Origin of the sequence: Cupriavidus sp. L7L (genome assembly GCF_004353535.1) — a bacterium.
GTDB lineage: Bacteria > Pseudomonadota > Gammaproteobacteria > Burkholderiales > Burkholderiaceae > Cupriavidus > Cupriavidus oxalaticus_A.
This window is the reverse complement of record NZ_SMNY01000055.1, coordinates 1-12,065: the sequence shown is the minus strand read 5'-3', so window position 1 is coordinate 12,065 and position 12,065 is coordinate 1. Positions and strand designations below refer to the sequence as shown.

The following is a 12,065-nucleotide window of genomic DNA, read 5'->3' as shown; positions in this document are numbered from 1 at the left end:
CGACTCCTGTGGTTGATCTTTGAAGGGGCATGGTTTTCAGCGCCACGAAGCGATCGCCAGTGCCGCCAGCGAGACCGTGGCAAGACCGCTGCCTGCCGCGACCACGCCGGCCCAACCGAGATGCGTGTACAGCGTGCTCGCCAGTGCGGATCCCACCGCGCCGCCGGCGAAGATGGCAGTCATGTACAGCGCGTTCAGGCGTCCGCGGCTGGGGGCATCGAGCGCATAGATCGCACGCTGGCCCAGCACCATGTTCATCTGGACGGCGAAGTCGAGCACGATGCCGGTGAGTACCAGCCAGTACAGACTCCCAGCGCCACCGGCAATGCCTGGAATGAAGCTGATCGCTGCCGCGATCATCGCGAGGTATGAGGCAATGCGCGTGTGCCCCGCGTCTGCCAGCCGGCCTGCAATGGGAGCTGCTACTGCACCCAGTGCGCCGACCAGGGCAAACACGCCGATCTGCGACTGCGACAGCCCGTAATGGCTGGCGAGTTCGAGCGGTGCAGCGGTCCAGAACAGGCTGAAGGCCGCAAAGAGGAGGGTTTGATATACCGAGCGCTGGCGCAGCACTGCATGGCGCGCGAACAGGTGCCACAACGATACGAGCAGTTCGGCATAGGTGGCCCGATGCTGGGGCGTGCGTGGCGGTAGCGTCGTGGTGATGATGCCGACCGTGATCAGAGTCATTGCGGCGGCGATGTAGAACACGGCACGCCAGCCGAAGTACTGCGCGAGCATGCTCGACAGCGGCCGGGACAACAGGATGCCGGACAGCAGGCCACCCATGATGGTGCCGACAGTACGTCCGCGCAGCGCCTCAGGTGCAAGGTGCGCGGCCAGCGGAATCAGGATCTGCACGCTCACCGAGCTCAGCCCCAGCAGCAGCGACACCAGCAGGAACACGCCAGGTTGCGATGCGGTGGCGGCCCCTACGAGGCTGATCGCGGCCGCGACACCACTGATCGTCAGCAAACGCCGGTTTTCGTGCAGGTCCGCAAGGGGCACTAGGAAGAACAGGCCGACCGCATAGCCGATCTGAGTCAGCGATACGATCACGCTGGCGCTTTGCGCGGACAGATCCACGGCCGGTGCAATCAGTTCGATGATCGGCTGTGCGTAATAGAGATTGGCGACGAGGACGCCTGCGCACGCGGCGAACAAGCCAACCAGCGCGCCAGACATTGGCGCTGCCGCCTGTTCGGCAGTATGCAGCGCGGAAGAGGCTGTGGGTTTCATGGCGCTTGGGGTATTCAGGTTACGGTGCCCCAAGCTTAGGAGCCGAGAAGCGCAAATTGAATCACAACGCAAAGCAAGTCTGCGTTGCGCGGCGCGCAACGCCTACGGATTCAGATGGCGATTAAATCATTTCGAAGAATTGTCCGGTGCGCACTTTTAGAAACTGTATGACGGGGGACGGCAACCCTTCGACTCAACTGATGCAGAATGGCCAGCGCTTATCCGGATTCAGACGGATACCAACATCGGGGTTAAGTGCAACGTTCACGATTCCTGCGGGTCTGAACGCCAAGCGAATTCTTAGAGCGGTGACCATGCTTGCGGGCCGAACAACGGCTCCGTGACGGCGCGCACGGATTCGGAATCAGATCGTCTTCTCCGGTCGATGCGCTATCGTGGGGCAGGACGCAGCGCAGGCCTCTGCCCATTGCGTCTGATGCGTGACTCTGTCACGGCCCAGCGCCTGCATAAAGCGCTGGGCCGCGACGAGTTGGAGCGGCACAGCAACTGGTGCCGCTGCGCTTCTAGCCGGATTGGGGGGCCGACTTCAGGCGGTCGAGTGAAGAGCGCCAGTCGGCACGACTGCGGATTCAACCGGTGGCGATGCAACCATCGCCCTTGTTCCGCCTACCATCAACCGCGCACGCGCCAAGCCGGATGACCGATTCTGGCCGACTGCGGGCGGCCGAGGGACAGGGCGCAGGTCCACCCGACTGACACATCCAACTGCTGCAAGACGAACGGTGCTCATCTTTCCCAATCGGATGGCGGGTTACAGGGCTGAGCCGACGTCTGAACGTCCGTCCGATGACATATGTGGATGGCGGCTTGTGGCCGACTGCGGCCGGCCGCCGTCGGCCGTGGTCGATTCTGAGCGGGAATCGCGACTTCCCAAAAGCGTCCGTTTTTCCGTGCTTTCTGGAAAATTTGAACGTGTCAACGAAGCCGACGGCGATTAATTTCCAGGCGAGTGCTATGCCTCGACTTCCAGAATGAACTCCGGACGATAGAGGGCGTCTGCAATTGTGTCGATCTGTGCTTTTCCGGACTGGAAATCCCGTACCCATTGCGCATTGGCGTCCACGATTTGTGTCAGCTTTCCGTCCTGCCCAAACTCGCGTGCCGTTTCCTCGGTGACGCTATACCCTCTTGCGCAAAGCGCTTCAATCCGTTCCGACCTCTCTGCGCGCAAGCCCTGCAAAGCCGAGTAGCAAGCTCCATAGCTCTCGAGGGATTGCTCAAGCGTTCGCTGTCCATAGCGCGAACCGGTATTGCTATTCAGGCTGCGCCGTGCGGAACCGGTTCTGCCTGACGCAACCGAAATCAACTTTTCAAGTTCACCAAGCTCGACGATAGCTTGCAGCACATCGGGGCTAAACTGTTTGCTTCGCGATTGCTCGATATAGATGTTTTTCTTATCGTACAGCGCAAGGTATGCGATCGGTCTGCTGTCCCAGATCGTCTTTGCGTCGTTGACTGCTTCCTCAATGGCGCCTGCGTCCACCTTGACGCACTTCCGTTTCTCATCGTTCGATACGATCAGCAAATACAGACCCTGAACGCGAACCGGCCGCGGCGGAATAATCGGTTCCGCCTTCACGACCCGCGGTGGGGATGTCGGTTCTATCGGTGCTGGAGCGTACGAAAGGGACGATCCAGTTGAGCGGGTTGGCGGGTCATCGTCATAATCGTCGTAGTTCGCACCGACCTGATTTGCCCGGTTGCTCTCGCTCGCATCGTACGCGGGGTTGTTCGGATTCATGCTGTCGCTGCGATCATCATTCGGAGTTCTGGCCATACGTTCTCCATTCAATAGCGATGTTGGCGATTTTGAGCGCCTTAACGGTACGAGCGCAGGGCGCTTGCCATCACATCATGCCAATGCCACTTGTGCTGCTGGTCATCTATGCCGTTAAACATTGCAGTTCGATGTACGCTAGCCCACATAATGCGCAGCGACGACTGGTTCAGGCCGCTTTGTCGCTGGTTAGGCAGGTGGCGGGTGCCCCTGCCGCGTCCGCTTCGTCGGCGTTATGTATGGACCGCAACGCGATAGGTGGGAGCGGTAATGCCGATGTTTGTAAAGACCGGCTGTGCAGGCGGGCCTAAACAGCGATCGCCATTGCCCGCAGCGTCAGCGTCAAGGGGGTGGACTGCTCCCTTGCGGAGATGGCCCTTGCCTGCGCGCGGTGACCGCCAGTATTGCCGCCCCGGAGTACGGGACCATTCCGATGCAGGCAGAAAGATTTCGTCTTCGACGCGTATTCTACGGTCGTCGTGATCGGGAAGCGCGGCAATAAGGTTGTCCGGCGCTGGGTTCAGACGACCGAGCGAGGGCTGTACGATGCCGGACCGGCAGGCGCGGAGCTCTTGGCGTGAGGGTAGAGTACGGCAACCTGTCATGCGATAAGGAGGACATGCGGAAAAGCTGCAAAGCTTCTTTTGGCATTCGTCCGAACTGTCGAGTACGAAACTACTGCCAAAGGAAAAGCCGTGTGCGTCAGGCCCCTGCCTCAGGTGACGAATGGCGCCTGCCGATCCGGAACAGGTTATGTTAACGTCTATCTGTTCCAGCAGAGGGGTGCCCGTTGATGGCCGCTAGCTGCCTTCGCCGAGCGGCCTCCCTGGAGGTGGCGATCGAATGCTCATCGCTGACCTGCGAAGTGGTATCCCCGCGCGCATACACGGCAAGCACCATTTCAAGGCGCTGTCAGGGCATCACCGGAGGATTGTAGGAAAGCGTCGCGGCGAAAGCCCATAACATGAACAGAACCAACGGCGTATGCACCAGCAACTGGGTGAAGGTGAAGCCGACCACGTCCTTGGCCCGGATGCCGAGCACACCGAGCAACGGCAGCATCCAAAAAGGATTGATCAAATTTGGCAGCGCTTCAGCGGCGTTGTAGACCTGTACTGCCCAGCCAAGGTGGACCTTTAGTTCGTTGGCGGCCTGCATCACGTAAGGAGCTTCGATGATCCACTTGCCGCCGCCGGACGGTACGAAGAAGCCGAGAACGGCGGAATACACCCCCATGACCGCCGAGAACGACTCCGTGGTCGCCATGGAGACAAAGGCTGACGCCAGATGGTGCGACAGCGGGGCGCCGTTGCCGCCGGTCGCCTTGGTCAGGATAAAGGCAATGCCGCCATACAGCGGAAACTGGATCAGGACGCCGGCCGTGGATGGCACGGACTTCGCGACGGCGCACAGAAAGCGCTTCGGACGCCAGTTCAGCAGCATGCCGATCAGCAGGAACAGGAAGTTGTAGGTATTCAGGTTGGAGATGGCGAGAATCGGATTCTTGGTCGAAAATTCCTGATAGAGCCAGCTCGCGCCCATGGCGACCAGAACCAACGTCAGGATCGGACTGTATTCCAGCCATTCACCTGGCCGAGATGGCCGCGCGTCCGCTTCATCGGCATCGTTTAGGTCAACCCCCATATCGGCCGCCGTGCGAGCACGCGCCTCGGTAGGGGCCGAGAAGTACGCCACCGCAAGGGACACGACGATCAATACGGCGGTCATCGCCATGGATTGCCAAAGAAAGATCGTATCGGAGAACGGGATGACCCCAGTGATATCCAGCAGAGATTTGGGCAGGCTGGCGGCATTTGCCTGTAGCTGCGCGGCGGAGGAGCTGAGTCCCAGTGCCCAGGTTGCCCCCATGCCAAGGTAGGCTGCCGCGCTGGCTGCCCTGTAGTCGACACGGAAGCCGCGCCGCCTGGCAATTGCGCGTACCAGCAAGCCACTGAAGATCAAACTGATTGCCCAGTTGAGCAGGGACGTCGACAGGCTCACGAGTGCGACGAAAGCCACGGCACCGCGCGCTGTCCGCGGCAAGGCTGCCAGACGGTTGATCAGCATGGCTGCCGGCGGCGACACCGCCACCACGTAGCCGGCAATCGCGACCACGGCCATCTGCATGGTGAAAGGGATCAGGCTCCAGAAGCCGTCGCCAAAGGCCTTCGCCACGGCCTGCGCTGGCGCGCCCACCAACATTGCGCCCAACGCCACCACGACCACGGCGATGGCCGCAAAAATATACGAGTCCGGGAACCACCGCTCGGACCAGTCAGTCACCCCTATCGCAAGGCGTTCCAGTCCGCCTTGTTGCCGCTTCCCGGCATCTGGGAATGCCATGCTTGTTGTCTCTTTCATGCTGAACTCCTTTGGCAGTTTCCTATATCGTTCTAATGGTTCGTCACGGCTTCGAAACACATGGCGGCCGCGGCCAGGTCTTCCAGTGCGGTACCCACCGCCTTGAACACCGTGATCTCCTGCGCCGAGCGCCTTCCTGCATGCTCGGCCCTGCACAGGCCGGCCAGGTCGCTGAGAATCTCTTCGGGGCCGATCACGCCGTTGGCGATAGGCGACAGCAAGTCACCGGCCTTGCGGAAGGCCTCGTCCGTATCAACAAACACCGACGTGCCATCGAAGCACGCGTCATCGGCCTCTCGCATGGCAGGGGTGAAGCCCCCGATCAGGTCGACGTGGGTGCCGGGGCGCAGATATTCCCTGCGGATCAGCGGCTCGGTGGACAACGTTGCCGCGCTGACGATATCCACGGCACAGGCGTCTCCATCGAGCCGGGCGACCACATCGGCATCAAAGCCGTCGGCGCACAGGCGGGCAACGAGCCGATGGGCCTGGCCCGTGTCGATATCCCACACCGCGACGCGCCGGATTTGGCGCACGGTCCGATAGGCATAGGGAAGCAGACTGGCCACGCGGCCGGCGCCTAGCACCAGCATGGAACTCGCGTCCGCGCGGCACAGGAAGGACGCCGCGAGGGCCGACGCCGCGGCCGTCCGTCGGGAGGTAACCTCATTGCCATCGATCAACGCCAGCGGCTTGCCTGTCTCCGCACGGTACAAGATGTAGGTCGAATAGAGCCCCGGTAGTTTGCGCCCGTGGTTGCCGGGATAAACGCACACTGTCTTGATGCCCATGTACCCACTTGCCGCATTCCACGCAGGCATCAGCAAAAGCGTGCCTGGCTCGCCCGGCGTGGCCGTGACCGTATGGCTGTGCCGAAGCGGCGCCTCGCAACCCGATGCGAAAGCGTTCTTCAGGGCTGTGACAAGGCGGTCGAATGGCAGGGACGCCCGCGTGGTGGGCGCATCGATGTTCAGCATAGCGATAACTCTTCAAGAGAATGGGAATGGCGATTCATGCGTCAATGACGAGGTCGCTGGCGGGCACCGCCTGGCACGCCAGGCATACGCCGGGGTCATCAGGCGCCTCGCCATGCAAGTGGTGTACGGTTCCGGATACGATCCGGACGGCGCAGCTCTCGCACTGGCCGACGCGGCAGCCGCTGGGCAGCCGAATGCCCAGCGCCTCGGCGAAGCCAAGCAGGGGGCCATGCTGGGAGCGCCACGAAAACGTGATGTCAGATCTGCGGAACTGCACCTGGAAGGCCTGACCCGCCTCGATCCGCCGCACGGTCGGCGAACGGAAAAATTCCCTCTGGATATCGAAGCGCGGCACGCCTCTCGCGGCCAGCCCGGCGGCAAATGCCGTCATCATGGCGTCGGGCCCGCACATGTAGACCAGCGGACGCGAGGCCAGCAGCGCGTCCGGCACAGCCGCCGCAGTGACGCGCCCATGCACCTGGAAGTCGCTGCCGAGGATGTCGCCATCCGCGGGAGCGTCATAGAAATTGATCACCGTGAGTGCGGGGATCAGCGCTCCCAGTTCGCGCAGCCGGTCCCTGAAAGCGTGCGTGGTGCCATTCTGGTTCGCATAGAGCAACAGCATCCGGGGCGGCTCCTGTTGACCGACGAGCGATTCCAGCAGATTGATGAACGGGGTGATGCCGATGCCCCCGGCAAGCAGGACCAACGGTCTTGCTGTACGCGTTGGCATCACGAATGTGCCAGCGGGTGCGCGCAGCTCGATCGTGTCGCCGATCGCCAGTCGCGTGTTGATGAAGGACGAGGCAACGCCGGACACGACCTCGCCACTGGCGAGCCGCGCCCTCGCATGCCGCACGGCGATCGCATAGCGGCGGCGGTCGGCGACGACCGCGGGCCCGGTCAGCGAGTACGAGCGAACCACCTCCTGTTGGCCCGTGTCGACACAGAGCCTGATGGTCACGTGTTGGCCTGGCAGGTAGTCCGGCAACGGGCCGCCGTCGGCAGGCTCCACGTCCACAGCAGTCACATCGGTTACCTCCTTGCGCAGCCCGACGATGCGGAACGGTCGATATCCTTCCCAGCGCCTGCGTCGTATATCGAGCATTGCGTCGCGTTCCACGTTGCAGTGGCAGGATCGCAGCGGCGAGGAGCCGCTAACCGGATCCTGCCGGGTCGCATCGATCAGTGCGTTGAAGTTTGCGCTGTCCGTGCCAAGCACGGCGGTGGGCTGTTGCCCCATGGGGTCGCACCCTTGCCACCATCCATACTCCCCAACCAGCACGGCGGGATGCAGGCCTGGCTGGACGCGCGCGGTAAATAGCGCGCTGCCGGCCGGCGTCGACACCCGGACGGGATCTCCGGCGCGGATATTCCTGGCCGCGGCGATGTCGCTGGAGATATCGAGCTGCGGCAGCAATGCCTTGCGGCGCAAGGACGCCACGCCGCGTTGCTGGCTGTGGCAGTAGTAGCCGTTCTTCGCCGACGTCATCAGATAGGGAAACGATGCGCTGGTCTGTTCTGCATCGTTCCATGCTGATTCTGGCAGGCCGGGCAGCGGCGGATAGCCATGACGGAGCAGGCGCTCGGAGTAGAGTTCGACCAGCCCCGTCGGCGTGTTGAAGGGCTGACCGTCGGTGCCGGCCGCGTACTTCATCTCCACATCCTCGACCGGCACGCGTATCCCTTCGGGGGCGTCGCGCAGCGCCGCCACGGTCAGCCCCGTCGGCGCCAGCATGTGGTTCCAGCCGGTTTCAAGGCTGCCGCCGAAGAAGGCTTCGTCGAGTCCGATGCGCGCAGCCAGTGCGAACACGATGTCGTTGTCCGAGCGGGATTCGCCGCGCGGCGCGACCATGCGCTGGCGCAACTGCACGAGCTGCTCGGCGTCGGCGGACACCTCGAAGCCGATTCGCAGGCCCTCGCGTTCCCAGGGCGTGTTCACTGGCAGCAGGATGTCCGCGTGCCTGGCGCTAGGGTTCTCGAAGAGGTCGCAATGCACGTAGAACTCGAGCTCGCGCAGGGCCTGCTCTGCGTTGGCCACATCGGGCTGCGACAACAGCGTATTGGTGCCGAACGCAATCAGCGACGTGACAGCATAAGGTGCGTGGTCCGTGATCGCGCGGTAGAGGTCTGGCGCCGTGACCCAGCCTTGCGCCGGTGGACCGAGCGGCCGCGCATCCAGGCCCAGCGCCTTGTGCGCCTGATCCGGGCTCAGCAAGTCGAACCGGCTTACCGCGTTGAACGGCGGCTTGCGATAGACACGGTTGCCGCCGCGGCGATCGAAGCTGCCCGTCAACGCATACAGGCACGCAATGGCGCGCTCCGTCTGCGTGGCGTTCTCATGCTGACCGACCCCGGACCACGCGTGATACGCGATGCGGCCCGCCGCTCCGATCAGGCTCGCCGCATGCCGGATATCGCCCTCTGGGATCCACGTGAGCGCGGCCGCGCGTTCGACCGTATAGCGTGCACACTCCGCGGCATACAAATCGAAGGCCGGCTGGCACAGCAGCGACTCCCGCTCGCCGCCGCTGATCCGCGGGATGGCAAAGGTACCGCGCAGTGCGATACGCTGCGCGTCATCGACGCCTTTGCCGGCCGGCACCGCCATGCGCTGACGCGCGTCCCAGACCAGCAGGGCATCCGTATCCGCTAGGCCGATGTCGCCCCCACGGAGGAAGTCACCGTTGTCCTGGCGCACGAGCAACGGGCCATTGGTCCAGCGCCTGACAAAATCGATATCGAAAGCATTGGCTTCGATCATCAGGTTGGCCAGCGCCATGGCCAGCGCAGCATCGCTGCCGGGCTTGACGCGTAGCCACTGGTCGGCGTCGTCCGCGAGGGCTGTCTGCCGCGGGTCCACCACAATGAGCCGGGCGCCGCCCGCCCTACCGGCGCCGATTGCCTCGGCTTGCGACAGCCACGTATTGGTCGGATTGTGCCCCCACAGCAAGATCAGTTCGGCATTGCGGTAGTCCGCCGTCGGCATCCCGCAGCCGAAGGTGAAGGCGTGTGCAAAGTCCTTGTGCCAGTTGCAGATCTCGGTGGCGTAGCAGATGTTCGGGCTGCCATAAAGGCGGACAAAGCGCTCGATCCAGTCGATGCTGTCCGACAGCGCTGTACCGCTAGGCGTCGTCACCGCGAACGCGACGGACTCGGCGCCGCGTGTGGCGCGCGCGTGCAGCAGGCGCGCGGCGATTTCATCGAGCGCCTCGTCCCAGGAAATGCGCAACCAGCCCGGATCGTCCGCCCCTTTCGGATGGGTCCTGCGCATCGGGTAAAGGATCCGATCGGCGCTGTGCACCAGTTCCGGGGCGGCCTTGCCCTTCAGGCACATCGCTTTCCCGGTGGGGTGATCGCCGTCGGGGCGGACCGCGACCAGCGTCTCGCCGTCGAGGACGTTGACCGTACCGCATCGGGAACGGCACAACGTGCAGAACCCCTTCTTTTCTACTTCGCTCATCGCCAGATCCCAGCAACTTGTCTTCGAGCTGGATGCTAGCTAGCATGGAGCGTTATAGCTAATTCATAGTTTTGACATTGCAATATCGGAAAAATCGATGCTGCCGACACTGAAACAGATACAGCACTTTGTTGCCATTGCCGAGACGGGACAGGTGTCGCGCGCCGCACAGCGCTGCCACGTTTCGCAGTCCTCGATGACGGCATCGCTCAAGGCGCTGGAGGATGTCGTGGGCGCGCCGCTGTTCTCGCGGCACGCCGCCGGGGTAAAGCTGACTGCTGCGGGCATTCGCTTCTTGCGCCATGCACAGCAGATCGACGTGGCTGTGCGCGAGGCAGTCAGTGCGGCCGCGGTCACCCCTGCGGCGCTGACAGGCGTCGTCCGCCTCGGCGTCACAGAGACCATCACGGCATACGTTCTGCCCAAGCTGCTGCCCGCCCTCGAACAGAAGTTTCCGCAACTGGAACTGCAGATATTGGAGCGACCGCGCGGCGATATCGAGGCGCATATCCAGACAGGCAAGCTCGACCTCGCTTTGCTACTGGTTTCCAACTTGCCTGAAATGCAGCACGTTGGCTGCGAAACGCTGCTGCGCTCGGCGCGTCAGCTCTGGGGGCATCCGGACCATCCGCTGATGCAGCAGGAAGAGATAAGCCTGTCCGACGTGGCGCAGCACGACTATATCTTGCTCGACATGGACGAACATATCGCCACCGTGATCAAGTATTGGGGACAGTACGGGCTTTCGCCCAGCGTGCGGCTGCAAAGCTGTTCGATCGAGGCCGTGCGCAGTCTGGTGGCGTCGGGGCGCGGCGTATCCATCCTGTCCGATCTTGTTTATCGACCCTGGTCGCTTGAAGGGCAGCGCATCCTGCGGCGCGGCCTTTCTGACAGGGTGCCGTCCATGGACGTGGGATTGATCTGGCGGCTCGACGCCGGAGCAGACCCGCAGACGCAAAGCTTGCGGGAATTTTTGCGGGTTGCGCTGAGGGAAACGCTACGCTAGCGCCTTTACTTCGCCACCGATCTACTGCGGTAGCCAATCATCGCGATCAGATTCTATTGGCCTAATCGCGGCCGCGGGATGGACCGACGCCAAGCGCTCGCCAGCCGGGGATGTGGTCGTGATTCGCGGGTCTTTGGCACCGTCCTCTGAGCCGCTTTCAAAGCAGAACGGTTATGCCGTACGCCACTGCGAAGGTGAGTCGGGCTGGAACGCCGAGGTGGGCATGAGCCGATGCGCATAGCGCGCGATGGGAAACTCAAAAGTGCCCCGCAGATTTGATTCCCTCGAGATGCGTCGGACCGATATGCCGAAGGCCCTCAGATCGAGTCGTGTCGGGGTCGATCTTCTCGAGGATGTTCCAGCTGCGTTGCATGTGCATCGTATTCCAAGCCATTACTGAATTGGATAGCAAGGTCAAGGCCGATGACACTGCCGCCAACGACGCGTCATGGCGCGCCAGCTCGATCGGTATCTTGCCGGAATGGATCGCCCGCTGGAGAATGTGCACTGCTTCACCGCGGTTCAACACGTGCTGCATCTCATGGCGAAATGCGGTATTCGTGAAGTAGTCGATCAGGAAGATCGTACGAAACAACCGTCCGAGATGCATGCCGGCCTCATAGACTGGCTGTCCGCGCGCCGCTGCCCCAAAGCGCGAGAGTGCCTGGACTGCGGTGCATTGCCCGCTTTGCACGGACGCCGCAATCCGCACCAGCTCGTCCCAGCCGGACTCAATGATGCTCAGTCGAACATCTGCATCGGTGACGGCAGCCAATTCGTCAGGCACATTATGATGCCTCGGAACATGCAGACGTCTGTCGCGCAGGTGGGACAGTCGCGGACAGAGATCGAAGCCCAACAGTCGTGACTGACTCATCGCGAAATCTGTAAAGCCGTGCGTATCCACTGCAAGTTACGCTACGTCTTCCGAACCGCCTTGTCGGATCACCCCCTCGATCGCTGCGCCGGCCTGGCGCTCGTTGAGCAAAATTGGGCTGGTCATAGAAGATGCCCCACCGATCGCGAACGTGAGTGTACATCCCGATCGAAGCAGTCCGCCGGCGTGGGTCGGCCCGCGCTTTCCAGACAGAGCGTGTCGATTCCAACGACATCATGTCTGACGAGGCCAGATCGGAGCGCCCCCAATGCTGGGAAATCGGGTGCTGATGCATGAAGGTCAGCACGGCTTCAGCCGCGTGGCGCAGCTTCCGTTCGACCGCA

Annotated in this window: 6 protein-coding genes and 1 pseudogene; 1 reads left to right on the top strand and 6 read right to left on the bottom strand. The window is 62.5% G+C overall.

The genetic code is table 11. The features are described 5' to 3' along the window. Window positions 1-36: 36 nt before the first annotated feature. The 5 genes from E1J61_RS33940 to E1J61_RS33920 all read right to left on the bottom strand — a co-directional run bounded on the left by E1J61_RS33940 (window position 37) and on the right by E1J61_RS33920 (window position 9,838). Entirely contained in the window at window positions 37-1,239 is a 1,203-nt protein-coding gene (locus E1J61_RS33940) for an MFS transporter (RefSeq protein WP_133098224.1), read from the bottom strand. 973 nt (window positions 1,240-2,212) lie between these two features. Continuing rightward, window positions 2,213-3,037, bottom strand: a complete 825-nt coding sequence (locus tag E1J61_RS33935; RefSeq protein ID WP_133098209.1) for a hypothetical protein — start codon at window positions 3,035-3,037, stop codon at window positions 2,213-2,215. Window positions 3,038-3,949: 912 nt separating this feature from the next. Further along, window positions 3,950-5,398, bottom strand: coding sequence for a short-chain fatty acid transporter (locus E1J61_RS33930; protein ID WP_133098208.1), 1,449 nt, complete (start codon window positions 5,396-5,398; stop codon window positions 3,950-3,952). Between the two features lie 32 nt (window positions 5,399-5,430). Then, a complete protein-coding gene (locus E1J61_RS33925) occupies window positions 5,431-6,375 on the bottom strand; it encodes an ornithine cyclodeaminase family protein (protein WP_133098207.1) in 945 nt (314 codons plus the stop codon). A 34-nt stretch (window positions 6,376-6,409) separates the two neighbouring features. Then, window positions 6,410-9,838 carry a molybdopterin-dependent oxidoreductase gene (locus E1J61_RS33920; RefSeq protein ID WP_133098206.1) on the bottom strand — a complete coding sequence of 1,143 codons (3,429 nt, stop codon included), beginning with the start codon at window positions 9,836-9,838 and terminating at the stop codon, window positions 6,410-6,412. A 97-nt stretch (window positions 9,839-9,935) separates the two neighbouring features. Between E1J61_RS33920 and E1J61_RS33915 the strand changes: the two genes are divergently transcribed. After that, window positions 9,936-10,844, top strand: coding sequence for a LysR family transcriptional regulator (locus tag E1J61_RS33915; protein WP_133098205.1), 909 nt, complete (start codon window positions 9,936-9,938; stop codon window positions 10,842-10,844). A gap of 171 nt (window positions 10,845-11,015) precedes the next feature. Here E1J61_RS33915 and E1J61_RS33910 read toward each other — a convergent pair. Then, window positions 11,016-12,065: pseudogene (locus E1J61_RS33910) on the bottom strand (Tn3 family transposase); the annotation flags it as partial.